Genomic DNA, 26,289 nt, shown 5'->3' on the forward strand with positions numbered 1-26,289 from the left:
AATATAAGCTTTTTATAGTTTTTAAAAACTTTTTTAAATATATTTATAAAGGCTATAAGTGTTTGTTAATTAAAAAGTTAAAGAAAAAAATGAAAGTAGGTTTATTAAAAACACTACTAGCCTTGATGTTTTTATTTGTCGTGGCTTGTAGTAATGACAACCTGATTGAAGAAAAAAAAAGTAGTGTAGTAAATCAGGAAATAAAAAATTATTATAAAGAGTGGGTAAAAGAGCCAGAAAGTTATGATTTAAACAAAATTCTCAAAGAAGAAGAGATGAATGTATTAAATCGTAAAACCACTATTCAAAGAAAAAAAAAGAAATCCAAAAGACCAATTTTAGTACATTACATGCCCTGGTTTCAATCACTTGAAGTGGATGGAGTTTGGGGGCAACATTGGACAATGACTAATAAAAATCCTAATTTAATTAATTCTGAAGGAAAAAGAGAAATTGCGTCTCATTATTACCCTTTAATAGGTCCTTATTCAACAAAAGATAAAGATTTACAGCAGTATCATTTATTGTTAATGAAATTGGCAGGAGTTGATGGGGTTATTTTTGATTGGTATGGAAAAAGAGATGTTTTAGATTTTGAAGTTATAAAACAAGGAATGGAAAGTTTTGTTTCAGAATTAGAAAAAACAAATCTTGAATTTGCTGTAATGTATGAAGATCGAGTAATTAAAGAACAGGCAAGAAGTTTGAGTCAAGTTCAAATTAATCAAGCTATAGGTGATTTAAAGTATATAAAAAGAAAATATTTTAAGAATAATAATTATGTTCATATAAAGAACGATCCTTTATTAATGGTGTTTGGACCTAGTTATATCGATAGTTCCGAAGATTGGAATATTATATTAAACTCAATAAAAACAGACGTTAATTTATTAACATTATGGAACTCAAAGGTAATGATAGGTGATGGTAATTCTTCAGGAGAATATACTTGGGTTGATAAAAATCATTTGCAAACATTGTCTCAATACTATATAAGTAACATAGATTTTAATACCAATATTGTTGGAGGAGTCGCTTATCCAAGATTTAATGATTTTTATATTGAAGGAGGTTGGAAATTACCTTCAGATAACGATTGGGAGTTAGCAGATAAAGGAATGCAAGTGTTTAAAGAATCGTTTGATGAATCATTAAAATATCCAACAGATTTTATTCAAGTAGTTACTTGGAATGATTTTGGAGAAGGAACTCAAATAGAACCGACAAGAGAACATGGATTTGAGTATTTAGAAATGTTACAGATGTATACAGGTACTAAATATAAAAAAGAAGATTTAAGTGTTGCTTACTATATATATAAGTTGAGAAAAGAACATCCAAATAGCTATGTAGTAAAATTTTTGATGAATGTGGCGCATTATTATGCAATGAATAATCGAATTTCAAAAGCAAAGCAATTGGTTGGTTTAACAATTTTCTATTTCGGAGAAGATTTTCTGTAAACATAGGTGCATAGCTAACTTTTTATATAGTATTCTTTAATTCTTGATGAAAACACTATTTTTACAACAAGAATAAAAGAACAATGATTTCAAAAGAACAATTTAATAAAGAGTTAGATTTAATTATAACGAATGCTATTAGAGAAGATATAGGAGATGGAGATCATACTTCATTATCTTGTATTCCGCCTGAAGCCCAAGGAAAAGCTAAACTTTTAGTAAAAGACGAAGGTACCATAGCAGGAGTAGAATTTGCAAAAAAAGTTTTTGAATACGTAGATAAAGATTTAGAAGTTGAAACTTTAATTCAAGATGGAGAGAGTGTAAAATATGGAGATATTGTTTTCTATGTTTCAGGACGTTCTCAATCTATTTTACAAGCGGAGCGTTTAGTTTTAAATGCTATGCAACGTATGAGCGCTATTGCAACTAAAACTCGTTTTTTTGCTAATTTATTAGATGGAACTGGAACCAAAGTTTTAGATACTCGTAAAACAACTCCAGGAATACGTGCATTAGAAAAATGGGCCGTAAAAATTGGAGGAGGAGAAAACCATAGATTTGCATTGTACGATATGGTGATGATTAAAGACAATCATATTGATTTTGCTGGAGGAATAACACAAGCAATTACAAAAACAAAAAAATACTTAGCTGATAAAGAAATTGACATTAAAATAATTGTGGAAGCTAGAAGTATAGATGAAATTAAGGAAATTTTAGCTAATGAGGGAGTTTATAGAATTTTAATAGATAATTTTAATTATGAAGATACACGTAAGGCTGTAAAAATTATAGGTGATACATGTTTAACAGAATCTTCAGGAGGAATTAATGAAAAAACTATACGAGAGTATGCAGAGTGTGGTGTAGATTTTATTTCCTCAGGAGCATTAACACATTCAGTTTATAATTTGGATCTAAGCCTTAAAGCTGTCGAGTAAATATACTTTCCAATTAATACAACTATAATTTATACTAAAATGAAAAAATATATAATAGTAGTTGCAACTTTAGTTTTTACAATTTCATGTAATACAAAAGAAGCAAAAAAAGAAACTAAAATGGATACACCTGAAAATCCTTTACTTGTTAAAAGTAATTTAGAATATGGGACACCTGATTTTACTAAAATAAAAAATAGTCATTTTAAACCAGCCATTTTAAAAGGAATGGAACTTCAAAATGAAGAGATAGCAAAAATTGTAGTTAATAAAGATGAGCCTACTTTTGAAAATACAATTCTTGCTTTAGAAGAAAGTAATAGAGTAATGGATAGGGTTACTTCAGTTTTTTATGCCTTAGCAGGAGCTCATACAAATGATACTATTAAAGATGTTCAAAAAGAATTAGCGCCAAAGTTTTCACAACATTCAGATGATATTTTTTTAAATACGGAGTTGTTTAAAAGAATAAAGAAGGTTTATGATAACCTAGAAACTATTAAATCAGATGATGCTGAATCAATTCATTTAGTAAAAGAAAATTATAAAAACTTTGTAAAATCTGGAGCTAATTTATCAGAAGAAAAGAAAAAAGAATTGAAAGAAATCAATTCTGAATTAGCTAGTTTATCTAATGATTTTGGAAAAAAACTATTAGATGCAAGTAAAAAAGGAGGAGTAACAATTATCGATAAAAAGAAGTTAAAAGGGTTTTCAGAAGATAAAATAAAAGCTATTGAAAAAGATGGCAAATATGAAATTCAATTAATTAATACTACGCAACAACCATCGTTACAAACTTTAGAAAATAGAGGCGTAAGAGAAGAGCTTTTTAAAAAATCTATTTTAAGAGCTGAAGGTGGAGATTTTGATACTAGTGATTTGGTAAAAAAGATGGCGTTATTACGTGCTAAAAAAGCAAAAGTTTTAGGGTTTGATAATTATGCAAGTTGGAGTTTACAGGGCACTATGGCATCTAAACCAGAAAAAGTTTTTGAAATGTTTAACGGATTAATTCCAGGGTCTTTAGAAAAAGCATCTTCTGAAATAAAAGAAATTCAAACTGAGATTAATAAGGGTAAAGAAGGTTTTAAATTAGCTCCCTATGATTGGAATTATTATGCTGAGAAAGTTCGTAAATCTAAATACAATTTAAATGAAGAAGAGGTGAAACCTTATTTCGAATTAACAAATGTTTTAGAAAAAGGAGTGTTTTTTGCAGCTACAAAATTGTATGGTATTACTTTTAAAAAGCGTACAGATATTCCAACCTATCATCCTGATGTAGTGGTTTATGAGCTTTTTGAAGAAGATGGAAGTAAATTAGGACTTTATTTTGGAGATTTTTTTGCAAGAGATAGTAAAAGAGGAGGAGCATGGATGAGTTCATTTGTAAAGCAATCTAAGTTACGTAATCAAAAACCTGTAATTTATAATGTGTGTAATTCTGAGAAACCAGCTGATGGAGAACCAGCATTAATTAGTTTTGATGAGGTTGAAACAATGTTTCATGAATTTGGACATGCATTACATGGGTTGTTTGGAAATCAAAAATACGCTTCTATTTCAGGTACAAGTGTAGCTAGAGATTTCGTAGAGTTTCCATCACAGTTTAATGAAAATTGGTCTACGCACCCAGATGTATTAAACAATTATGCTTTACACTATAAAACAGGAGAAGTAATACCAGCTGAATTACTGCAAAAAATTAAAAATGCAGGAACTTTTAATCAAGGATATTCTATGATTGAAAATTTATGTTCGTCTAATTTAGATATGCAATGGCATACAATTTCGTCTGATACTAAAATTGATGATGTTGTTAAGTTTGAAGAAGCAGCATTAGAAAAAATGAAATTAAAGGTAGAAGAAATACCACCAAGGTATCGTTCAACATATTTTGCCCATATATTTAGTGGAGGCTATGCCGCTGGGTATTATTCATATTTATGGACTGAAATGTTAAGCCATGATGCATATGATTGGTTTAAAAATAATGGTTTATTAACTCGTGAAAATGGACAAAAATTCCGTGAACAAATTTTGTCAAAAGGAAATACTATGGATTATGCTGAGATGTATAAAACATTTGCTGGTCGTGACCCACAAGCCAAACCAATGTTAACAGCAAGAGGATTGAAATAATTATTAATAAAGTTCAATTGATGAACGATTATTTTAACAATGAAACTTTTAATAAAGTCAGTTTTACTAGTAAGCAACTAAGTAAAACTGACTTTGATTCTTGTGTGTTTAAAAATTGCGACTTTTCAGAGTTACACATAAATGGTTCTGAGTTTTTAGAATGTGAATTTATAGATTGTAACTTAAGTAATACAAAACTAAAAGATAGTAGTTTTAAAGAAGTACATTTTAGCAATTCAAAATTAATTGGGATTGACTTTTATGAGCTAAATCCATTTTTATTGAGAATCAATTTTTCAAAATGTCAATTAAACTTCTCTTCGTTTTATCAATTAAAAATGCAAAATTTTCAATTTGTAGATTGTCAAATTAATGAAGTTGATTTTACGGAAGCAGATTTACAAAATAGTTATTTCGATAATAGCGATTTGAGCAAATCAATATTTGATAATACCAAGTTAGAAAAAGTGAATTTTGAAACTGCTATTAACTTTAGTATTGATGTAGAGAATAATAATGTAAAAGGAGCTATTTTTTCTAAAGAAAATATAATAGGATTGCTAACAAAATATCAAGTGATTATAAAGTAAAAAAGAAAAAGTAAATGACTAAGCCAATTGAAAATAAACTAGAAAAAATACCAATTATAAATTTATTGGTTCGGTTTGGAAAAACTATTAAAATTCCAGGCTTAGAAGGTATGTCACTTTATGATGTTTTGGAAATGTATGTTTTAGGTATTGTAAAAGGAGCATTAACAACTAGAGCAGGAGGAATTGCTTTTAGTTTTTTTATGGCAATTTTCCCATTTCTTCTTTTTATACTAACCTTAATACCGTATATGCCTATTGAAGGTTTTCAGGAAGGATTGTTTTCATTAATTCAAGAAGTGTTACCACCAAAAACATTTGATGCTGTTGATGGTGTTTTAAAAGATATCTTAAATAACCAATATGGAGGGTTGCTTTCTTTTGGTTTTTTAGCGTCTATATTTTTAATGACTAACGGAGTAAATGCAATTTTTGGAGGCTTTGAATATTCTTATCATGTTAAAGAGTATAGGAACATAATAAGAGCATATATGATTTCATTGGCAGTATCATTGTTAATGTCTTTATTTTTAATTATTACAGTAGTTTTTGTTATTCTGTATCAAGTTGCTTTAGCTAAAATAGATGAAAAAGGATGGTTCAATACCAGTGATTTAGACTTGTTTTATTACGGAAGAGGCTCTTTATTTTTATTAATGATTTTTACTATCGTTTCACTGTTATTCAGATACGGAACCAAACAAGGGAAAGAAACTCGTTTCTTTTCACCTGGTGCGATTTTAACAACAGTTGTATCAATGTTTTCTTTCTATCTTTTTGGTATTTATGTAGTGAAATTTGCTAAATACAATCAATTATATGGGTCAATAGGAACATTGCTTATATTAATGTTGTTTGTTTGGTTGAATGCTATTATATTATTGCTAGGCTTTGAATTAAATGCAAGTATTTATCGATTAAAACGAAAAAATAAAACTTCTTATTTTCGTGATTAATTCAGATATTTGCTTATTCAATTATTAAATAAAAATTAATTACTACGTTTTTAAACTAAAGACGTGATTTATAATTAAAAAATATGAAACCAAGTATTCCAAAAGGAACAAGAGATTTTTCATCAACCGAAGTAGCAAAAAGAAATTACATATTTAGTACTATAAAACATTCGTTTGAAAATTTTGGATTTCAACCTATTGAAACGCCAAGCTTTGAAAACTCATCTACCTTAATGGGGAAGTATGGAGAAGAAGGGGATCGTTTAATTTTTAAGATTTTAAATTCTGGAGATTATTTAAGTAAAGTTGATGATAATATATTAACTGAAAAAAATAGTCAAAAATTAATATCAAAAATTTCAGAAAAAGCATTAAGATACGATTTAACAGTGCCTTTTGCACGGTATGTAGTACAACATCAAAATGATATTACCTTTCCATTTAAACGTTATCAAATTCAGCCAGTTTGGAGAGCAGACCGTCCACAGAAAGGACGTTTTCGTGAATTTTATCAATGTGATGCTGATGTTGTTGGAAGTAAATCTTTATGGCAAGAAGTAGAGTTTGTACAATTATACGATACTGTTTTTAGTAAGTTAGGATTGAGTGGTACGACTATCAAAATCAATAATCGTAAAATTTTATCTGGAATTGCTGAGGTAATTGGAGCTAAAGATAAGTTAATAGATTTTACAGTTGCTTTAGATAAATTAGATAAAATTGGGAAGGAAGGAGTTGTAAAAGAAATGCTTTCTAAAGGAATCACCGAAGAAGCAATTAAAAAAGTTGATCCATTATTTGATTTCTCTGGTACTAATACTGATAAATTAGCCTCTTTAGAAGGAATGTTACAAGGTTCTGACGAAGGTATAAAAGGAGTAGAAGAGTTACGTTTTATAAATAATTCTATAACTGAGTTAGGGTTAACTTCTGCAAGTTTAGAAATAGATGTTACTTTAGCTCGTGGACTAAATTATTATACGGGTGCTATTTATGAAGTTTCGGCTCCGAAAGGAGTAAAAATGGGCTCTATTGGTGGAGGTGGAAGGTATGATGATTTAACGGGTATCTTTGGTTTAAAAGATGTATCTGGAGTTGGAATATCTTTCGGATTAGATAGGATTTACTTAGTAATGGAAGAACTCAATTTATTTGAAACTGTTGAGTTACCTAAGCCAAAGGTATTGTTCTTGAATTTTAATGAGAATGAGAGCTTGGAAAAAGTAAAAGCAATTAGAGTTTTAAGAGAAAACAACATAAAATCTGAGCTATATCCTGATACCGCAACTAGTAACAAACAACAAAAAAAACAATGGAAATATGTTACTAACAGAGGTATACAGTTTGTAGTAACCGATGTTGAGAACGATACATTTGTTCTAAAAAATATGATAAATTCTGAGCAAACTACTTGCTCTTTAGATGAATTGATAACTAAAGTACAGTAAATTAATAACAAAGTTGTAAATTTGCGCCCTAATAAATGAAAGAAATGTTTGAAGTGAACAACAACAAAATGAATGACGAAAGGATAGAAGAAATTGGAGAAAATCACATAGGAACGTCGGCTGAATCGCCAATACGTAAAGATGCGTTTGATATTTCTGATGAAGAAAAGATAGAAAAAATACAAGAAAGTGTTAAAGATATTTTAATCACTTTAGGAATGGATTTAACAGATGATAGTTTACAAGGTACACCTAAGCGTGTTGCAAAAGCTTTTGTAAATGAATTATTCATGGGATTAAATCCAAAAAATAAACCGAAGGCCTCTACATTTGACAATAATTATAATTATGGTGAAATGTTAGTAGAAAAAAATATTATCGTGTACTCTACTTGTGAACACCATTTATTACCAATTATAGGTAGAGCACATGTGGCTTATATTTCTGATGGAAAAGTAATTGGTTTATCCAAAATGAATAGAATTGTTGAGTATTTTTCTAAAAGACCTCAAGTACAAGAACGTTTAACAATGCAAGTTGTTCAAGCTATGCAAGAAGCCTTAGGAACTGATGATGTAGCTTGTGTTATAGATGCAAAGCATTTATGTGTTAATTCTAGAGGAATTAAAGACATTGAAAGTAGTACTGTTACTGCTGAATTTGGAGGTAAGTTTAAAGATAAAGAAACTAAAAGAGAGTTTTTAGATTACTTAAAAATGGATACAAGTTTTGACTAATTTTTGAGATGTTGTCAAATTTTAAAATTAAAAAAGCCGTAAATTAAACGGCTTTTTTTTATGTTTAATTTCGGCTTAATTTAAAATAATTTATATTTTTTTTTAACATTTAAAATATTGGCATTAGATTTGCAATACAATAAACGTTGTTAGCACTAAAGCAAGCAACATATAATTTTTTACAATGAATAAAGGTACCGTAAAATTCTTCAACGAATCAAAAGGATTTGGATTTATCACAGAAGAAGGATCAAACAAAGAACATTTTGTACATGTTTCAGGATTAATCGACGAAATTCGTGAGAATGACGAAGTTGAATTCGAATTACAAGAAGGAAAAAAAGGATTAAACGCAGTAAACGTTAGAGTATTATAATATATATTTTATTACTAGTTAATTTTTTAATGAAAACCTATCAAATTTTTGATAGGTTTTTTTATATCCAAAAATTAAGAATACTATGTAAGCTAATGTTAAACAATTAAGTTTAGTTTATAGAGAGAGGTATTTAATACTGATTTAATGTAATCAGAAAAGCAAAAGGAAATTAGCATCCAAGTATAAGTCAATATTCTTTTAGGGCAAGTTTAAATACTTAATTAGAATAAATCGATTTCTGTACTTTAAAAAACACAAAAAAAAAGAGATTACCAAAACGGTAATCTCTTTTTTTATATGATGGAGAGTTTTTATCTCATCGATTTGTATATTCCTCTGTATTCTTTAGCTTTTCCTTCCATTTCTAAAACTTCATATATATTCATTAAAGTTTTAATAGTGTCAATGTTTCTGCTTAAGCTATCAGCTTTTTCTAAATAAGGTAAAGCTTCTTTGTAAACTTCTTTTTGTTTTAGAGCTAATTCGTCATATTTTTTGAAGTTAGATAAGTTTTTGTTCATCTCTTCAACAATAGATTTGTCTTTATCTAATACAACAACTGCTAAATTCATATACGCATCAGCATAATCTGGTTTTAACTCAACAGCTTTTTGATAGTATTTTTTTGCGTCATCAGCTCTACCTTGATTAAAGTTTACAACACCTAAATTGTAGTATAATGTAGGGTTTGTAGGATCTAATGCTACAGCTTCAGTCATTAACTCACCAAATTTATCCATTTGTTTAAGTTGAACATACATATCAGCTTCATTAAGTAATAAGTTTAAATCTTTAGGATTTTGTTTACGAGCTTCAGATAAGGCAGCGATGGCTTCATCAGTTTTACCTTGTTCTTTTAAAATTAAAGCAATGTTTTTTGTTAACGTAGCTGATTTAGACTTAGAAAGCTTGTTTTCTGGTTTGATGTACTGCTTTGATTTTACCATTAAGTCTCTTTGAGATTTAGAACCAAAAGCTTCCACTTTACCAGTTTCCTTGTTAGTAGCAACAAACTTAGTTTCTATACCAGTATATCCAATTCTTCTTAACTCATTGTAATATTTAAGAGCAGTATCATATTCTTTTGCCTGAGTAGCAGATATTGCTGCATTGTATGCAAAAGAAGTATCTTTAGGACTTAATAAGTATGTTAGGTAGAAATTCTCAGAAGCGTTCTTGTAATCTTTTAAGTTGTTATATAAGTTAACAGCTTTATTAGATACCTCTTGAATTAATTGATCTAACATTGGTTTAGCGTCAGAAGAATATCTGTCTTTACCAATTTGTTTTTCAAAATCAAATAAGTTTTTGAAAGCATCAGCAGCTACTTTGTAATCTTTTTTAGCAGCATAAGCTTTACCTTTTAAAAAGTAAAATTTAGCTTTATACTTATCATCAGCGTTTGCAATTAACTTTTCAGCTGCATCAATAGATACAATTGCGGTATTAAACTCTTGTTTTTTTATGGCCTTCTCAGCAGCTTTAAGTTCTGACTTTTGAGCAAAAGTACCTAATGATACTAATCCTAAAGAAAGTGCTATAATTTGTTTTTTCATTTTTAGATTCTTATTTATTGTTGTTCTTGATTCTCGTTATTATCATTTTCATTTTCAATTTCCATGCCATTTTCATCTTCATCTATTTCTTCTTCTTCATGCATAACTTTAGCAACTGCTGCTATACTGTCATTATTTTTAATGTTGATTAAACGAACACCTTGGGTTGCACGTCCCATTACACGTAGGTCTTCTACAGCCATTCTAATAGTAAGTCCTGATTTATTAATAATCATTAAATCATTAGAGTCATCAACATTTTTTATAGCAACTAATTCACCTGTTTTTTCAGAAATGTTTAAAGTTTTTACACCTTTACCACCGCGGTTAGTTATTCTGTAATCCTCTAACTTTGATCTTTTTCCATATCCTTTTTCAGAAACAACAAGTATATTGCTTTCCATGTCGTTTACAGCAACCATTCCTATTACTTCATCTTGTTCATGTTGTAAAGTAATACCACGAACCCCAGAAGCAGTTCTACCCATAGGTCTCGTTTTAGCTTCTTCAAAACGAATCGTTTTACCTGACTTTAAAGCTAACATTACTTGGCTATCACCAGTAGTTAATTTTGCTTCAAGTAACTCATCGCCATCCTTAATGGTAATAGCGTTTATACCATTTGCTCTTGGTCTTGAGTATTGTTCTAAAGAGGTCTTTTTTACTTGTCCTTTTTTAGTAGCCATAATTACATAATGATTATTTATGTAATCTTCATCTTTTAAATCTTGAGTAACTAAAAAAGCTTTTACTTTATCATCTTGCTCAATATTTATAAGGTTTTGCATAGCTCTTCCTTTGGTGTTTTTACCACCTTCAGGAATTTCGTAAACACGCATCCAGAAAACTTTACCTTTTTGAGTAAAGAACATCATGTACTGATGATTGGTACCTACGAATAAATGTTCTAAGAAATCTTCATTTCTTGTAGCAACACCTTTTTGTCCACGACCACCTCTATTTTGAACTTTATATTCATCAAGATTAGTCCTTTTTAAGTATCCTGCGTTTGAAATAGTAACAACAACTTTAGAGTTAGGAATCATGTCTTCAATACGCATGTCACCTCCAGCATACTCAATAATTGAACGACGATCATCACCATATTTATCTCTAATATGGATTAACTCATCTTTTATAATGCTATAACGTCTAGGTTCGTTTGCTAATATGTCTTTTAAATCAACAATAGTAGCCATAATATCATCGTACTCAGCACGTAATTTATCTTGCTCCAGTCCTGTTAACTGACGTAATCTCATTTCAACTATTGCTTTTGCTTGAATTTCAGTTAATTCAAAACGAGCAATTAATTTTTCACGAGCTTCATCAGCATTAGAAGACCCTCTAATGATAGCTATAACTTCATCAATATTATCTGAAGCAATGATTAAACCTTCTAAAATATGAGCACGGGCTTCTGCCTTTTTTAGCTCAAATTCTGTTCTACGAACAATTACTTCATGACGATGTTCTACGAAGTAATGAATTAATTGTTTAAGGTTTAATTGCTCAGGACGACCGTTTACTAAGGCGATATTATTAACGCTAAACGATGTTTGTAATTGAGTGTATTTGTATAACTTATTTAATACAATATTAGGAATCGCATCACGCTTTAAAATATAAACGATTCGCATTCCTTTTCTATCAGATTCATCGCGAATATTAGCGATTCCTTCTAACTTTTTATCATTTACTAACTCAGCAGTTTTTTTAATCATTTCTGCTTTGTTAACTTGGTAAGGAATTTCTGTAACAATAATACATTCACGTCCTTTTACTTCTTCAATAGTAGCTTTAGCTCGCATAACAATACGACCTCTACCAGTATGAAAAGCATCACGTACACCATCATATCCATAAATAATTCCACCAGTAGGAAAATCAGGAGCTTTTACATGTTGCATTAGCTCGTCAATTTCAATATCTCTATTGTCTATGTATGCAATGGTACCATTAATAACCTCGGTTAAATTATGAGGTGCCATGTTTGTAGCCATACCAACTGCAATACCAGAAGCCCCGTTTACTAATAAGTTAGGTATACGAGTAGGTAATACTGTAGGTTCTTTTAAAGTATCATCAAAATTTAATTTATGATCAACAGTATCTTTTTCAATATCAGCTAACATATCTTCTGATATTTTTTGCATACGTACCTCAGTATAACGCATTGCTGCTGGGCTATCACCATCAACAGAACCAAAATTTCCTTGACCATCAACCATCATGTAACGTACACTCCAGTTTTGAGCCATACGAACCATAGAGTCATAAACGGAAGTATCTCCATGTGGGTGATACTTACCTAATACTTCTCCAACAATTCTTGCTGATTTCTTATATGCTCCTGTAGCTTTAATTCCTAATTCATGCATTCCAAATAAAACTCTACGATGAACTGGTTTTAAACCATCTCGAACATCAGGTAAAGCTCTTGATACAATTACCGACATTGAGTAGTCGATATATGCTGATTTCATTTGTTCTTCAATGTTGATAGGAATCAACTTTTCGCCATCTGCCATATATTTTTCTTTAAAATATTAGTACTTGTTATTTGATAAAAAAGTGAATTTTACATAAAATAAAACTCACTTGGAACATGTTATAAAAAACATGTGTTTTCTAAATCATTGCAAGATACAATAAAGCCAAGTTTTACACAAAATTTGTTAATGTTGTTTTAACCATAGTTATTAACAATTTTAACAATAATTTAATGTGTTTTTGTTAAAATCTGCGTCTTTTTGTAAAGCCAGAATGTCATTAAAATGTTATTGGCACCTTTTTTGTAATTTTTTGTAAAAAAATCTCACTAACTTTACACAGACACAAATTAAATTTATGGACGATAATTTTTCACCACAAGTTAGAGATGTGATAACTTTCAGTAAAGAAGAAGCACTACGTTTAGGGCACGACTTTATTGGAACAGAACATTTGCTTTTAGGATTAATAAGAAAAGGAGACGGTAAAGGTATTGAAATCTTAACTACATTTGATGTGGATTTAGATTTGGTACGTAATAAGCTAGAAAAACTAAACCCCTCATCTCCTTCAATAGGAAATAATCAAAAAAAGAGCTTACATCTTACTAGACAAGCAGAGAAAGCTATAAAAACTACATTTTTAGAAGCTAAATTATATCAAAGTAATGCAATTGATACGGCTCATTTGTTGTTGTGTATTTTACGCAATGAAAATGATCCAACAACCAAGTTGTTGCAAAAGTATGATATCGATTACGAGCAAGCTAAAGCATTATATAAAGAGCTACATGTTGAAGATTTTTCTTCAGATCCAATAGCTGAAACTCCTTCAGATGATGAGTTTTCTGATGAGAAATCAAATCCTTTTGGGCAGCAAACACCTAGAGGAAAGCAGACGAAAAAATCTAAAACACCAGTTTTAGATAATTTTGGGCGTGATTTAACATCTTTGGCAGAAGCTGATAAGTTAGATCCTGTAGTTGGTCGATTAAAAGAAATTGAGCGTGTTTCACAAATTTTAAGTAGGCGTAAAAAGAACAATCCAATGCTAATTGGTGAACCAGGTGTAGGTAAATCAGCAATTGCTGAAGGATTAGCTTTACGAATTGTTAATAGAAAAGTATCTAGAATTCTATTTGATAAGCGAATTGTTTCACTTGATTTGGCAAGTTTAGTAGCTGGTACAAAATACAGAGGACAATTTGAAGAGCGTATGAAAGCGTTAATGAATGAGTTGGAAAAAAATGATGATATCATTTTATTTATTGACGAAATTCATACAATTGTTGGAGCAGGAGGAGCAACGGGTTCTTTAGATGCATCAAATATGTTAAAGCCAGCATTAGCTAGAGGAGAAATTCAATGTATTGGGGCTACTACTTTAGATGAATATCGTACTAATATAGAAAAAGATGGAGCTTTAGAACGTCGTTTCCAAAAAGTAATTGTTGATCCAACTACTGTAGAAGAGACTATCCAAATTTTACATAATATAAAAGGTAAATATGAAGCGCATCATCACGTGAATTTTACAGATGAAGCTATTGAGGCTTGTGTTAAATTAACAAGCCGTTATATGACGGATAGATACTTGCCAGACAAAGCTATTGATGCATTAGATGAAGCAGGATCTCGTATTCATATAACAAATATTGTAGTACCACAACAAATTTTAGAATTAGAAGCTAAGTTAGAGGAGATTAGAGATCGTAAAACAAAAGCTGTAAGTGGTCAGAAATATGAAGAAGCTGCTAAGTTGCGTGATGATGAGAAGAATATGGAAACAGCTTTAGATTCAGCTCAAAATCAATGGGAAGAAGACTCTAAATTACATCGTGAAACTGTAACTGAAGATAATGTTGCAGAAGTGGTTTCTATGATGACTGGTATCCCTGTTAATAGAGTAGCCGAAGCAGAAAGTAGCCGATTGGCAGAATTACCAAACTTGATAAAAGGAAAGGTAATAGGTCAAGATGAGGCTGTAACCAAGGTGGTAAAAGCTATTCAGCGTAACAGAGTTGGATTAAAAGATCCAAACAAGCCAATTGGGTCATTTATATTTTTAGGTTCAACTGGTGTAGGTAAAACACAGTTAGCTAAAGTGCTTTCTAAAGAATTATTTGATTCAGAAGATTCTCTTATTAGAATTGATATGAGTGAATACATGGAGAAGTTTGCGATATCTCGTTTAATAGGTGCGCCTCCAGGATATGTTGGATATGAAGAAGGTGGTCAGTTAACTGAAAAAGTTAGAAGAAAACCTTATTCGGTAGTACTTTTAGATGAAATTGAAAAAGCACATCCTGATGTTTTTAATATGATGCTTCAAATTTTAGACGACGGGTTTATTACTGATAGTTTAGGAAGAAAAATTGATTTTAGAAATACCATTATTATTATGACTTCAAATATTGGAGCTCGTAAGTTGAAAGATTTTGGTGGTGGAGTTGGTTTTGGTACTTCTTCTAAGAAAGATCAAGAAGATGCTCATGCTAAAAGTATTATTGAAGGAGCTTTGAAAAAATCTTTTGCACCTGAGTTTTTAAACCGTATTGATGATGTAATAATTTTTAATAGTTTAGAGCGTGAAGATATTCATAAGATTATTGATATCGAGTTAGACAAGTTATTACACCGTATTTCAGATTTAGGGTATCATTTAACATTAAGTGAAAAAGCGAAAGATTATATTGCTGACAAAGGATTTGATAAGCAATATGGAGCTAGACCATTAAAAAGAGCTATTCAAAAATATATTGAAGATGCTTTAGCTGAAGAAATAGTAAGTGCTAAATTAGATGAAGGAGATGCTATTTTTATGGATTTAGATGAAAAAGATAAAAAGCTTGTTATTAAAATTGAAAAAGGAGAAAAGTCTGTGGAAACTAGGACTGAGTTTGACGATGAATAAAAATAAATAAGTGAATAAAAAAAGGGTTGAAATTTTCAACCCTTTTTTTTGTTTTATATAAATCGTTTAATAACCCTTAGTTTATGAGTATGTTGCTGCGTATCTACATTGTAAATACCGCTATGGTCTAATTTATCAATTCGAACTTTTCCATGGGCATGAATAATATTATAATCATTCATAATAATACCAACATGGGTAATATGGCCTTCATCATTATCAAAAAAAGCTAAATCACCTGGTTCACTTTCTTCTATAAAACTTAATACTTCACCTTGGGTAGCTTGTTCTCTTGCGTCTCGTAAAAGATGATGTCCGCAAAGTTTATAAACTGTTTGGGTAAAACCAGAACAGTCAATTCCAAAAGGAGATTTACCACCCCATAAATAAGGAGTATTTAAAAATAAATAAGCAGTCTCAATAATTGAAGGTTTTGATAGTTTTGTGTAACAAACGTTGCCTTCATAAGTGAAAATTCGCTCACCTATTTGTAACTTTTTATCTTTGAATAATGGAAGATGTGCACCTAAAGGTATTGTTGTTAAGTTGTTTTTATTATCTGTAATAAAATCAATCAACTCACCAGCGTAATATTGTTTACTCTCAGATAGAAACTGATAACTTTCTTCAGGTATTTCTTTGTATTGTTTGTTATCTATGAAGCCTTCATAACCGTCAAAAAACAGTTTTATTTTACTCCATTTTTTATGTTTTTCTAATATTGTAAAATGCTCGCCAAATAAAACTTGGTTTACCATTTCAGAAGTATCAGAAGCAGTTAAACGTAAAGGAACAATACTAAGGTTACAAATTCCAAACATTAATAAATGTGCTTTTAAAAAATTAAATTCTTTCAATAACCATTGCACTAGCACCACCACCACCATTACAAATACCAGCAGCACCAATTTTTGCATTGTTTTGTTTTAAAATAGAAGTTAATGCTATAATGATTCTTGCTCCAGAAACACCTAATGGATGTCCTAAAGAAACAGCACCACCATTTACGTTTACTTTATCAGATGATAATCCTAAGATTTTCATATTTGCTAATCCAACAACAGAGAAAGCTTCGTTTAATTCAAAATAATCTACATCATCAATAGAAACTCCAGCTTTTGCTAAGGCCTTTGGTAAAGCTTTTGCAGGAGCAGTAGTAAACCATTTAGGTTCATGAGCAGCATCTGCATATCCTGTTACTTTTGCTAAAGGAGTAATTCCTAATTCTTTTGCTTTTTCAGCAGACATTAATACCAAAGCAGCACCACCGTCATTAATTGTTGAAGCATTAGCTGCAGTAACAGTTCCTTCTTTAGTAAAAGCAGCACGTAATGCAGGAATTTTTTCCATTTTCACGTTTTTATACTCTTCATCTTCAGAAAAAATTAAAGGTTCACCTCTTCTTTGTGGAACTTCAATAGGAACAATTTCATCAGAAAACTTTCCTTCGCTCCATGCTTTAGCAGATCTAGTATAAGACTCTATGGCAAAAGCATCTTGATCCTCTCTTGAAAAATTATATTCAGTGGCACATTCATCAGCACATACTCCCATAGGAACTTGCTCATAGGCATCAACTAAACCATCTTTTTGCATACCATCTTCCATCTTGATTGGTCCAAATTTTGAGCCACCTCTAGCATGTTGGTAGTGAGGTATCATACTCATGTTTTCCATTCCTCCAGCAACAACGATACTAGCGTCACCTAAAGCAATTGATTGAGCAGCTAACATAATAGATTTCATTCCAGAAGAACATACTTTGTTTACAGTAGTACAAGGTACAGCATCAGGTATTCCAGCAAAAATTGCAGCTTGACGAGCAGGAGCTTGACCTAATCCAGCAGAAACCACATTTCCCATAAAAACCTCTTCAACCAATTCAGGTTTCAAGTTAATTTTATCTAAAGCCCCTTTTATAGCTACAGCCCCTAGTTTAGTGGCAGGTATTTTAGATAAAGTTCCTAAAAAGCTTCCTATTGGAGTTCTTGCAACAGATGCGATTACTACTTCTTTCATATCTTGAATGTATATTTACGTTAAATTTTGTCTTGCGAAAATAACCATTTTATAGCAAGTACTCAAATAATACAGAAAGGTTATCTTTACATTTTAAATCAAAAAAATGAATAAAATCATTAACAAATTATATAAAAACAATGCTATTATTTATAAGGTATTATTGTTTTTAATTACAGCTACTGCCATTGTATATTTATTTCCTAAAGGAGGGCAGTTTAAATACGATTTTTCTTCAGGTAAACCTTGGCAGTATGATAATTTATATGCTCCGTTTGATTTTGCTATTCATAAAAGTGAAAAGGAAATTGAAGTAGAAAAAGAAGTGTTATTAAATGAGGCAAAAAAGTATTTTGTTTATGATGAAGCTATAAAACAAGAAGTTGCTTTAGAGTTTAAAGAACAGTTAAAAAAGATAAAACCCTCGGACTCTTTAGTAATAGATGATGTGGTTGTTATAGCAAAAAGAGGAAGATCAATTATAAACTTAATTTACCAATACGGATTTATTGACAGTGGAAGCATTGTGAAATACGCCAGTAATAGCGATGAAATTATTGTATTAAGAAAAGGAAATTCTATTGAAGATGTATTGTTTTCTAAATTTATTGAATCGAAAGAAGTATTGCCAACAATTAATAGTAAAATTCAAGATTTAAGCCAATTTAAGCAACAACTAATACTAAGTGTAATTGCGAACGTAGTGCGACCTAATGTTTCATTTGATGAGAAGTTTACAAATAAAGGAAAAGAAGAAGCACTAAAAAATATATCGTATACAAAAGGAAAAGTATCAAAAGGAGCATTGATAATTTTAAAAGGAGATATTGTAGAAGGGAAGAGGTACAATGTGTTAAAATCATATCAGTTAGCATCTCAATCTACAATTTGGTCAAAATCTAATTACAATTGGATTGTTTTTGGATATGCTGTTTTAGTGTCATTAGCCTTGTTAATGCTATTATTGTTTTTGTTGCGATACCGTAATGATATTTACAATGATAATAATAAAGTAACCTTTATTTTTTTCAATGTTTTTATTATGATTTTAGTTCAAACAATGGTTGTAAAAACAAATTCAGATTATTTATACGTTGTTCCATTGAGTATCCTTCCCATTGTACTAAAAGCTTTTTTTGATGCAAGATTGGGCTTATTTACACATGTATTAACCGTTTTGTTATTAGGTTTTATCGTTCCTAATAGTTTTGAGTTTATTTATTTACATATTATAGCAGGGATTGTAACAATTTTAACGGTTTCTGAACTATATAAAAGAGCAAACTTATTTATATCTATAGGGCAAATAACACTTATTTACATGCTTACGTATTTTGCTTTTTCAATTATAAAAGAAGGGAATGCTGATAAAATTAGTGTTTTGTACTTCGGATTATTTGCTGCCAACGGATTGTTGTCTTTTTTAGCTGTATTCTTTATTTATTTTTACGAGAAGGTTTTCGGGTTAGTTTCTGATGTAACTTTATTAGAGTTATCAAATACCAATTCTAAATTATTAAGAGAGTTAAATGAAAAAGCACCAGGAACATTTCAGCACTCAATGCAAGTGGCTAATTTAGCAGAAGCTGCTGCGAATGAAATAGGAGCGAACTCTATGTTGGTAAGAACAGGGGCTTTGTATCATGATATTGGTAAAATGGTAAATCCAATGTATTTTACTGAAAACCAATCAACAGGAGTGAACCCGCACAATGATTTATCAGCAAAAGATAGTGCTCGCATTATTTTAGATCATGTGATTAAAGGAATAGAGATAGCGAAGAAAAATAACTTACCAGATAGAATAATAGATTTTATCCGTACACATCATGGAACGAATGTAACTTACTATTTTTATAAAAAGGAATTAGAAAACAACCCAAATACTGAGGTTGATATAAAGAAGTTTCAATATCAAGGACCAATCCCTTTTTCAAAAGAAACGGCAATTTTAATGATGTGTGATGCTGCAGAAGCTGCTTCTAAGAGTTTAAAAGAACCCACAGCACAATCTATAGATAATTTAATTGATAAGATCATAGAGAAGCAAAAAAACGACAATCAGTTTAGAAATTCTGATATTACGTTTAGAGAAATAGAAAAAATAAAAAAAATTATTAAGAATAAGTTAATGAATATCTATCACTTACGTGTTGAGTATCCAGATTAGTGATTTTTTTTATCAAAAAAGTTTGTGAGAACGTTTAATAAGTACTAGATTTGCACTCGCAATTTGAAATTCATACATTGAGTTTCTAATCGCAAGGAGAGGTGCCAGAGTGGTAATGGAGCAGATTGCTAATCTGTCGACGGGTAACTGTCGCCAGGGTTCGAGTCCCTGTCTCTCCGCAATTAAGATGGCTTTTCGGGGTGTAGCGTAGCCCGGTCATCGCGCCTCGTTTGGGACGAGGAGGTCGCAGGTTCGAATCCTGCCACCCCGACACTGTTTTCGTAGAAACATAAAAACTACGGGCTCTTAGCTCAGCTGGATAGAGCACCTCCCTTCTAAGGAGGCGGTCGAAGGTTCGAATCCTTCAGGGCTCACATAAAGCTTCACTATTTCTAGTGAAGCTTTTTTGTTGTATGTAAGTTTTTAAATACTAAAAAAATAGTAGAACAGCACAATTCGTTAGAGGTTATACTGAACTACTATTTTATAAGCAATTTTGTAAATTGCTTATATATTTACACTAAAATTCATAAATACTTCTGACTCTTCCTTTGCTAGGTCTTCTAGGTTTTCGTCAATAGTTTTAAGGGCATTTTCAAAATCAGTAATCAATATAGCAAGTTGCGACTCAAGTTCTTTAACTTTATCTGTTGCATTTGCTTCTTTTAATCTTTTAATAGATGTTTTAATATTAGTAATACCAGTATTATAGTTGACAGATATTTCTTCTCTAGATTTTATTAAGCTATTTTGAATTTCATCAAAAAGGTCTTTAATATCTTGTTTTAATTCTGTATTTATTTCATTACTAAAATTATCTGATAGTTTTTTAGCTTCAGAATTCATATCATTTCCTATTTCTTGTACATCTTCAGAATAGTTTTTAATTTCTCCTTCAACAGATGTTAAATAAAATTGAGGTAAATGCATTTTTATTTCAATCGTTTCCATCTTTACGACTGGTTTGTCAAATTTTATTTCAATTCTCTTTGAACTAAATTTTGGAATATCCGTTTTAAATTCAACTCTTTTAGTGTATATCTCAGGCTTATTACCATAAACACATTTCATGTAAACTTTAGGTGGAAAACCATGAAATTCGGGTTTTTTGAAAAGGCAAGCTCTTTTCATTCTTATTGCTGGCACATCAAAACTAATTTTTTCGGTTTCCATTTTTACTTCTGGAATATCAAAGCTAATTTTTTCAAGCTCCATTGAGAATTTAGGAATATCAAACTTGATGGAAGTAATTTTCCATTTAATGTCAAATTGTAAGTCAATTGCAGCTTCAAAGTCACTTGGATTTGGTTTTTCTAAATCATCTATTCTGCTCTTTGCTGATTTTTGTAAAGCTTCAATCTTCTCTTTTAGTAAAGCTTCTTTTTTCTTTATTTTTTCTTGGATTCTTTTGTCAATTTCACTCATTCTTTCTTGATTTTTGAATTTATAGTAAGATCATTTTCAACAATAGAATATATGTACCGGTATATATATAATTTATCTGGGACTAAATTATAAAAGTTAATCAATTAGTTCAATACCTACCGATAGGTATTTTTTAATTTTAGCGAAGAATAATATGGGAAAGCGGAGTTATAATAAACAAAAAATTGCTCCAAAATATGAAGTTTAGGAGCAGGTTTTTAGTGATTGTTTTGTGTAAAAAATATTATATAATTACAGATACTGTGCCCTAAAATGTTATTTTAATTTAAATAATTCAAATTGATAATCTTTTCCTAACCAATTTAATCGTAGGAATACCGAATTCTGATTGTTTTGTAAAATTTCATATTTGTAAACATCACCTTTTTTACTTATTTCTCTCTTAATCGGATCATTACTCTCTTTAAATAATAAGTCAAATTCACAATTTTTTTTCCATTTTATTTTAAGCAAAGAATAAGTTCTTCCATTTTTCATTCGCTCAAGAAACATATTATTTGAAATTGTTACAAATGTTGTGTCCAAAACTTTAGGATTTAAACTAGGCGTTAAGTAATAAAATTCACCTTTTCTCAAGTTACTACATTTTAGGTCAGATTGTTTTTTTACTTTCTTTTCATTTCCAATAGTACCAGTAGTAAATGTATTCAACGCATATTTACATTCTAAAATTAACTTAGCACCAATTTTATTGCCAATTTCCACCATGTTTATTTCTTCAATTGTTTCTACATTGTAATGTTTTTTTATTTCTTTGATATTATTAATTATAATATCTTCAAAACATGGAGCCAATTTATTAGGGTCTTTTATTTGTTTTTTCTCAAGACATTGACAAAGTTCGGTGGAAAGTTTATCATGAATATCTTGAGAATAGATAATATTATTAGAGCTAATTAGAAAAAGTATTAAAAAAAAGATATTTTTTTTTATTTTGTTATTAGTAGTCATTTAAAAATCAATTTGTATAATGTTTAATAAACTTAAAGTTCCTATAGTTAAAAATACTATTCCGACTAAAATAACAAATATTAAACTAAAATAATTAAAACCTTTTTCATTTAGTATAACAAATTTTTCAGGTTTATTTTTGTCATATAATACTGAAACTGATTTATTAAGTTTTTCTTTATAAGTTCTAATTATACTTAAATCAGTTGAAGCATAATAATATGGTTTTTCTTTTATTTGATGTCCATTTTTGGTTTTAAACTCAATTATTGGTACTTTATGACTGTCTTCGTCCGATTCATAGTATAATATTCTCCCAACGCTTTCAATCCCTTTTTTTTGGATGTTAATTATGAAAAACCATGTATCTATTCCAATTATTGTAGCCAAAAAACCAAGAATTAAAACACAAATCAGTGGCTTGTAAAACATACCAAAAATGAAAAAAATCAAGATCGGTATTTCGTATTTTTTATTGTTTAATAATTTCATTTAATTTTTTAATGCTGGTTGTTTTTGTAACTTAGATGCCATTAAAAAAGCATTATACGCATTAATAATTTTACCTGATTTACTTAGTCCAGTAAAGGGGATTTCTTTTTTTATATCATTTTCATCAATTATGGTAACAGGAAGGTGAAAAGTACTACCTGATTCCATAAGTATATTTTTCAATTGGTTTGCCGTAAGATTAGGGAAATAAGACCATAATAAACCTGCTAATCCTGACACCATTGGAGCTGCTAATGATGTTCCTCTTGAAAATTTAAATTCGTTGCCTTCTTTTGTGGTGTAAATTTTTACTCCAGGAGCAAAAACATCTACTGTCTTTTTTCCATAATTAGAAAAGCTTGCTCTCAGATTTTTGGTCAATTCATAACTGCTTGCTCCAACAACAATAAAATTATCAACTAACTCTAAATCATTTAAATAATCATTTGGGTAGTATGTGTTATAATCTGTATTAAAACCATTGTTTCCGGCTCCATGAACCAAAAATACATTCTTACTTTCAGCATATTTCATAGCTTCTAAAATCCATTTTTGATTTAATGAAAGTTTTTTACCCCAACTCATATTAACTATTTTAGCACCATTATCAACTGCGTACCTAATTGCTAAAGCAATATCCTTATCATGTTCGTCACCAGAACCAACCATAACAATTGGCATAATTTTAATGTTTTTTGAGAATCCCTTAGCTCCAATATTATTCGTTCTATTAGCCCCAATAACTCCTGATACAACAATAGAATGATTGAAAGGAACTTCCCCATAAACTATATTATTTCCGTAAATAGAATCTTTGATGTTATTAGGGTTATCACCCATAATAGCCCGTTCGTTATAATTTAAATCAAAAGTAGTATTGAGCATTTCTTCAAACCACTTTACATAATGTTTGTACAACTCTATTGTATGATCTTTTAACTTTGCAGACTTTAAAAAGCGTGCATGTGAAATAACTGTAGAATCTTTCGATGATTTAAGTATTTTCTCAAGATCGCTAATATTAATATCTGCTTTTTTTGTTATTTCTTGTATAGTTTTTGTAGCTACTGGAAATTTATTTATAGATCCTTTAAAATAAAGGATAGAGGATTCTAATCCTTTTATTTCATTTTTGTAAGCAATCTTGGCTTTTAGGTATAACCTATAGTTTGGTAATTCGTTCTTATTAATTTCAGTAGAATCTTTTAATTCAAATTTTTTTTGGTATTTTTTAATAATTCGTACGATTTCAGAACTTTGATACTTTAAATATTTTCCATTAGGGTTACCTAAAAAGTTCCACCCATTTATATCATCAATATATCCATTGCCATCATCATCTATTCCATTATTAGGAATTTCATCTTTATTTACCCAAAGTTGTCCTTTTAAATCAAAATGATGAATATCTATCTTGGTATCAATAACTGCAACAATTATCTCTTTTCCTTTACGTCCATGCAATAAATTAGATTCATATAATTTATCTAAACTAATCCCAGGAATTGTATCTTTTTTATAATCTTTATGATACCAATCTTGTAGTTCTTGATTGGATAAGTGTTTTGTTTTTGAAATTACGCTTTTATTTATAGATGTTTTTTTATTTTTCTGACAATAAGTGTAGTTTATTGACAACATAAAAAAAACAGTTAAAAATGCTCCGTTTGTATTCATATTAAATTTATTTGTATTCAACTTTTTCCTTTATTTATTTTTGACTAGTTAATTTTTAAATTCCTTACGAATATAACTTGCACAACTTGTAAAAAATAATAAAATGTGTTTGATATTTTTCATTCAGTTGATTTTGGTTTACCATATTATTTATTCGGATTAAATATTTCATCTACTTTAATGTTACTCAAACATTTAACAATCATTGGATAAAGCTCATTTAAATTCAATGTATGCTTTAGTTCTATTTCATCTTCTTCATTCATATCAGAGTGATGTATATTCAGCCCAATAAATTCTCCATTAACATATAGCGAATAATTTTGAACACCACTATACTCAGTAAATTCAATATAACCGTCAATTACCCTTTTATTTGGAAGTTCAAATTTAGCATAATACCTAGTAAACATATACGGGGTTACTTTTTTGGTATGGAATGATTTAAACCAATATTCATCAGACCAATCTACCTTTTCTAATTCAGATTCAATTTCTTTTCTATTATAACCTTCTTCTTCTATAAAGCCAAGCTCTCCAGCAGAATAATATTGAACCCAAATATTATGATTTATAAAATCTTTTGGATTAAAATCGTCTCTATGTTTAAGTTCAAATTTCATTTTCTGTAATTGGTAATAATATTTTGTGTTAAAGTTAGTCTTAATACCGTTTTATAGTTTTTTTCTTTTTTCTATCCAATTAATGTATCTATTCGAAAAACTCTTATATTTTTTATTTTCTAGTTTTAAAAACTCCTTAGCAATAGGCAAAACTTTGTCATAAATTTCCTCAAAATTAATACTCTTATCTTGAGTTGAATTCCATTCATTTTCATTCTGGTGGCTAATCGGTGTATTGGACATCATCTCACACATTGCTGTAAATCTTAATCTTTTATTTTCTGATTGAAGCCCAGTCAATAAAATTTTAACTCTATCTTTAGTTCTTTTACTAAAATTACCTCTGCCAATGGCATAAGTAATTCGAATTTTAGTATTGATTGCCCCAGAGTAATATTTCTCAATCAACTTATCAAGTGCTTTATCACCAATAATACTTAAAGCCCAAGTAGCTCTGTCAGCAATAGGTGCATACTTATCAAACAATGAGTTATAAATGTCGTCAATCAAAACACCTTCTGCACCTGAAAGAGATATAGAGAACTTATCAATCAAATGAAATATGGCAAAAAAACGATTATGAGAACTATTATCTTTCAAAAGATCAAATAATAGATAGAAAATTTCGGCATTGAGTAATTTTGGGTTAGCGTAAGATATTGCCTTATGTTTAGCTTCATCTGATCCATTTATTAATATTTCTTTGAAATTTTCTAATGTCATATTTAGTTTTGACTAAGATTTGTTTTAATACATAGTTAGTTTTTAAGCCCTAGAATGTATTGTTTTATGATATATTTAATTTCACAAATGTCTTTTTTGGTTGGTTTTCTATCAGCAGCTAAGTAAAACATCCAAACCCATGGATTATTTTTAGTTTCAAAGTGAAATGTATATTTATGAAGTAATTTTTTTTTATACATTCCTTTCGGGTGTTTTAAAATTACTATTTCTTGAGTTTCTATATAATCTATTCCAACGAATTTTGGGTCTTTCTTTTCAGTTTCAATCCTGTTACCTTGAACATCATAGGCTGAGCTTCCCTTTAATCTAAAAATGGAAGAATAGGGTGTTTTATAAACACATAAACTATTATTATCACCTTCTAATTTTCCTTTCCATTTTTTAGGTAGTTTTAAAGTAAAATTTCTTAGATTATCATATATAGAAATAGAGTCCTTTATCAAATTGCTATTACAATCTTTAAAATCTTTAAAAAGACTGTCAACTTGAGCATTACAAATAAACGATGTTAAAAAATAAAATAGTATACAAATTTTCATTCAA

At 29.7% G+C, this 26,289-nt stretch carries 21 protein-coding genes and 3 tRNA genes; 13 read left to right on the top strand and 11 right to left on the bottom strand.

Going from position 1 to position 26,289, the window contains the following annotated elements; translation table 11 throughout:
• Positions 1 to 89 precede the first annotated feature (89 nt).
• The 8 genes from DS884_RS02705 to DS884_RS02740 all read left to right on the top strand — a co-directional run bounded on the left by DS884_RS02705 (position 90) and on the right by DS884_RS02740 (position 8,659).
• Complete coding sequence (locus DS884_RS02705; RefSeq protein ID WP_113785695.1) at positions 90 to 1,463, top strand: glycoside hydrolase family 71/99-like protein; 1,374 nt, start codon at positions 90 to 92, stop codon at positions 1,461 to 1,463.
• Positions 1,464 to 1,546: 83 nt separating this feature from the next.
• The gene (nadC, locus tag DS884_RS02710; protein WP_093871770.1) at positions 1,547 to 2,407 is read left to right on the top strand and encodes a carboxylating nicotinate-nucleotide diphosphorylase; all 861 of its coding nucleotides are present in this window, start codon (positions 1,547 to 1,549) and stop codon (positions 2,405 to 2,407) included.
• A gap of 39 nt (positions 2,408 to 2,446) precedes the next feature.
• A complete protein-coding gene (locus DS884_RS02715; protein WP_113785696.1) occupies positions 2,447 to 4,552 on the top strand; it encodes a M3 family metallopeptidase in 2,106 nt (701 codons plus the stop codon).
• Between the two features lie 20 nt (positions 4,553 to 4,572).
• Positions 4,573 to 5,142 carry a pentapeptide repeat-containing protein gene (locus DS884_RS02720; RefSeq protein ID WP_093871768.1) on the top strand — a complete coding sequence of 190 codons (570 nt, stop codon included), beginning with the start codon at positions 4,573 to 4,575 and terminating at the stop codon, positions 5,140 to 5,142.
• Positions 5,143 to 5,156: 14 nt separating this feature from the next.
• The gene (locus DS884_RS02725) at positions 5,157 to 6,098 is read left to right on the top strand and encodes a YihY/virulence factor BrkB family protein (protein ID WP_113785697.1); all 942 of its coding nucleotides are present in this window, start codon (positions 5,157 to 5,159) and stop codon (positions 6,096 to 6,098) included.
• Positions 6,099 to 6,181: 83 nt separating this feature from the next.
• Entirely contained in the window at positions 6,182 to 7,546 is a 1,365-nt protein-coding gene (hisS, locus tag DS884_RS02730; protein ID WP_113785698.1) for a histidine--tRNA ligase, read from the top strand.
• A gap of 44 nt (positions 7,547 to 7,590) precedes the next feature.
• On the top strand, positions 7,591 to 8,283 hold the full coding sequence (gene folE, locus DS884_RS02735) for a GTP cyclohydrolase I FolE (RefSeq protein ID WP_093872081.1): 693 nt from the start codon (positions 7,591 to 7,593) through the stop codon (positions 8,281 to 8,283).
• 184 nt (positions 8,284 to 8,467) lie between these two features.
• The gene (locus DS884_RS02740; protein WP_093871765.1) at positions 8,468 to 8,659 is read left to right on the top strand and encodes a cold-shock protein; all 192 of its coding nucleotides are present in this window, start codon (positions 8,468 to 8,470) and stop codon (positions 8,657 to 8,659) included.
• Between the two features lie 314 nt (positions 8,660 to 8,973).
• On the opposite strand, the gene DS884_RS02745 is transcribed toward DS884_RS02740, so the two are convergent.
• Positions 8,974 to 10,218 carry a tetratricopeptide repeat protein gene (locus tag DS884_RS02745; protein ID WP_113785699.1) on the bottom strand — a complete coding sequence of 415 codons (1,245 nt, stop codon included), beginning with the start codon at positions 10,216 to 10,218 and terminating at the stop codon, positions 8,974 to 8,976.
• A 14-nt stretch (positions 10,219 to 10,232) separates the two neighbouring features.
• Complete coding sequence (gene gyrA, locus DS884_RS02750) at positions 10,233 to 12,749, bottom strand: DNA gyrase subunit A (protein WP_113785700.1); 2,517 nt, start codon at positions 12,747 to 12,749, stop codon at positions 10,233 to 10,235.
• Positions 12,750 to 13,068: 319 nt separating this feature from the next.
• On the opposite strand from gyrA, the gene DS884_RS02755 reads away from it, so the two are divergent.
• A complete protein-coding gene (locus tag DS884_RS02755) occupies positions 13,069 to 15,624 on the top strand; it encodes an ATP-dependent Clp protease ATP-binding subunit (RefSeq protein ID WP_093871762.1) in 2,556 nt (851 codons plus the stop codon).
• A 53-nt stretch (positions 15,625 to 15,677) separates the two neighbouring features.
• Here the strand turns inward: DS884_RS02755 and DS884_RS02760 are convergent, their stop codons facing one another.
• Together DS884_RS02760 and DS884_RS02765 are read right to left on the bottom strand one after the other, a co-directional pair.
• On the bottom strand, positions 15,678 to 16,445 hold the full coding sequence (locus tag DS884_RS02760) for a C40 family peptidase (protein WP_113785717.1): 768 nt from the start codon (positions 16,443 to 16,445) through the stop codon (positions 15,678 to 15,680).
• Positions 16,446 to 16,467: 22 nt separating this feature from the next.
• Positions 16,468 to 17,643, bottom strand: coding sequence for an acetyl-CoA C-acyltransferase (locus DS884_RS02765; RefSeq protein ID WP_113785701.1), 1,176 nt, complete (start codon positions 17,641 to 17,643; stop codon positions 16,468 to 16,470).
• Between the two features lie 106 nt (positions 17,644 to 17,749).
• On the opposite strand from DS884_RS02765, the gene DS884_RS02770 reads away from it, so the two are divergent.
• The 4 genes from DS884_RS02770 (at position 17,750) to DS884_RS02785 (ending at position 20,187) form a co-directional block, all read left to right on the top strand.
• Positions 17,750 to 19,813, top strand: coding sequence for an HD family phosphohydrolase (locus tag DS884_RS02770; protein WP_113785702.1), 2,064 nt, complete (start codon positions 17,750 to 17,752; stop codon positions 19,811 to 19,813).
• 95 nt (positions 19,814 to 19,908) lie between these two features.
• Positions 19,909 to 19,992: transfer RNA gene (locus DS884_RS02775), tRNA-Ser, on the top strand.
• A 17-nt stretch (positions 19,993 to 20,009) separates the two neighbouring features.
• Positions 20,010 to 20,084: transfer RNA gene (locus tag DS884_RS02780), tRNA-Pro, on the top strand.
• Positions 20,085 to 20,113: 29 nt separating this feature from the next.
• Positions 20,114 to 20,187: transfer RNA gene (locus tag DS884_RS02785), tRNA-Arg, on the top strand.
• Positions 20,188 to 20,320: 133 nt separating this feature from the next.
• Here DS884_RS02785 and DS884_RS02790 read toward each other — a convergent pair.
• From DS884_RS02790 to DS884_RS02820, 7 genes are all read right to left on the bottom strand, one after another.
• A complete protein-coding gene (locus DS884_RS02790) occupies positions 20,321 to 21,238 on the bottom strand; it encodes a hypothetical protein (RefSeq protein ID WP_113785703.1) in 918 nt (305 codons plus the stop codon).
• Positions 21,239 to 21,514: 276 nt separating this feature from the next.
• Entirely contained in the window at positions 21,515 to 22,210 is a 696-nt protein-coding gene (locus DS884_RS02795; protein ID WP_113785704.1) for a hypothetical protein, read from the bottom strand.
• A complete protein-coding gene (locus DS884_RS02800) occupies positions 22,211 to 22,702 on the bottom strand; it encodes a DUF3592 domain-containing protein (RefSeq protein WP_113785705.1) in 492 nt (163 codons plus the stop codon).
• The gene (locus DS884_RS02805) at positions 22,703 to 24,379 is read right to left on the bottom strand and encodes a S8 family serine peptidase (protein WP_113785706.1); all 1,677 of its coding nucleotides are present in this window, start codon (positions 24,377 to 24,379) and stop codon (positions 22,703 to 22,705) included. It abuts the gene before it with no gap.
• Positions 24,380 to 24,525: 146 nt separating this feature from the next.
• Positions 24,526 to 25,002, bottom strand: coding sequence for a hypothetical protein (locus DS884_RS02810; protein ID WP_113785707.1), 477 nt, complete (start codon positions 25,000 to 25,002; stop codon positions 24,526 to 24,528).
• Between the two features lie 51 nt (positions 25,003 to 25,053).
• Positions 25,054 to 25,725, bottom strand: a complete 672-nt coding sequence (locus DS884_RS02815) for a hypothetical protein (RefSeq protein WP_093871753.1) — start codon at positions 25,723 to 25,725, stop codon at positions 25,054 to 25,056.
• 35 nt (positions 25,726 to 25,760) lie between these two features.
• The gene (locus tag DS884_RS02820) at positions 25,761 to 26,285 is read right to left on the bottom strand and encodes a hypothetical protein (protein ID WP_113785708.1); all 525 of its coding nucleotides are present in this window, start codon (positions 26,283 to 26,285) and stop codon (positions 25,761 to 25,763) included.
• Positions 26,286 to 26,289: the final 4 nt, after the last annotated feature.

The organism is Tenacibaculum sp. E3R01, from assembly GCF_003318185.1.
GTDB classification, from domain to species: domain Bacteria; phylum Bacteroidota; class Bacteroidia; order Flavobacteriales; family Flavobacteriaceae; genus Polaribacter; species Polaribacter halocynthiae.

Bases quoted from the DNA above. Each gene is read 5' to 3' on its own strand.
- DS884_RS02770 (WP_113785702.1), top strand. From the start codon at position 17,750: ATGAATAAAATCATTAACAAATTATATAAAAACAATGCTATTATTTAT.
- DS884_RS02815 (WP_093871753.1), bottom strand. From the start codon at position 25,725: ATGACATTAGAAAATTTCAAAGAAATATTAATAAATGGATCAGATGAA.
- DS884_RS02745 (WP_113785699.1), bottom strand. From the start codon at position 10,218: ATGAAAAAACAAATTATAGCACTTTCTTTAGGATTAGTATCATTAGGT.
- DS884_RS02800 (WP_113785705.1), bottom strand. From the start codon at position 22,702: ATGAAATTATTAAACAATAAAAAATACGAAATACCGATCTTGATTTTT.
- DS884_RS02705 (WP_113785695.1), top strand. From the start codon at position 90: ATGAAAGTAGGTTTATTAAAAACACTACTAGCCTTGATGTTTTTATTT.
- DS884_RS02790 (WP_113785703.1), bottom strand. From the start codon at position 21,238: ATGAGTGAAATTGACAAAAGAATCCAAGAAAAAATAAAGAAAAAAGAA.
- DS884_RS02765 (WP_113785701.1), bottom strand. From the start codon at position 17,643: ATGAAAGAAGTAGTAATCGCATCTGTTGCAAGAACTCCAATAGGAAGC.
- DS884_RS02810 (WP_113785707.1), bottom strand. From the start codon at position 25,002: ATGAAATTTGAACTTAAACATAGAGACGATTTTAATCCAAAAGATTTT.
- gyrA (WP_113785700.1), bottom strand. From the start codon at position 12,749: ATGGCAGATGGCGAAAAGTTGATTCCTATCAACATTGAAGAACAAATG.
- DS884_RS02820 (WP_113785708.1), bottom strand. From the start codon at position 26,285: ATGAAAATTTGTATACTATTTTATTTTTTAACATCGTTTATTTGTAAT.
- DS884_RS02740 (WP_093871765.1), top strand. From the start codon at position 8,468: ATGAATAAAGGTACCGTAAAATTCTTCAACGAATCAAAAGGATTTGGA.
- DS884_RS02755 (WP_093871762.1), top strand. From the start codon at position 13,069: ATGGACGATAATTTTTCACCACAAGTTAGAGATGTGATAACTTTCAGT.
- hisS (WP_113785698.1), top strand. From the start codon at position 6,182: ATGAAACCAAGTATTCCAAAAGGAACAAGAGATTTTTCATCAACCGAA.
- DS884_RS02760 (WP_113785717.1), bottom strand. From the start codon at position 16,445: ATGTTTGGAATTTGTAACCTTAGTATTGTTCCTTTACGTTTAACTGCT.
- DS884_RS02720 (WP_093871768.1), top strand. From the start codon at position 4,573: ATGAACGATTATTTTAACAATGAAACTTTTAATAAAGTCAGTTTTACT.
- DS884_RS02805 (WP_113785706.1), bottom strand. From the start codon at position 24,379: ATGAATACAAACGGAGCATTTTTAACTGTTTTTTTTATGTTGTCAATA.
- nadC (WP_093871770.1), top strand. From the start codon at position 1,547: ATGATTTCAAAAGAACAATTTAATAAAGAGTTAGATTTAATTATAACG.
- DS884_RS02795 (WP_113785704.1), bottom strand. From the start codon at position 22,210: ATGACTACTAATAACAAAATAAAAAAAAATATCTTTTTTTTAATACTT.
- folE (WP_093872081.1), top strand. From the start codon at position 7,591: ATGTTTGAAGTGAACAACAACAAAATGAATGACGAAAGGATAGAAGAA.
- DS884_RS02725 (WP_113785697.1), top strand. From the start codon at position 5,157: ATGACTAAGCCAATTGAAAATAAACTAGAAAAAATACCAATTATAAAT.
- DS884_RS02715 (WP_113785696.1), top strand. From the start codon at position 2,447: ATGAAAAAATATATAATAGTAGTTGCAACTTTAGTTTTTACAATTTCA.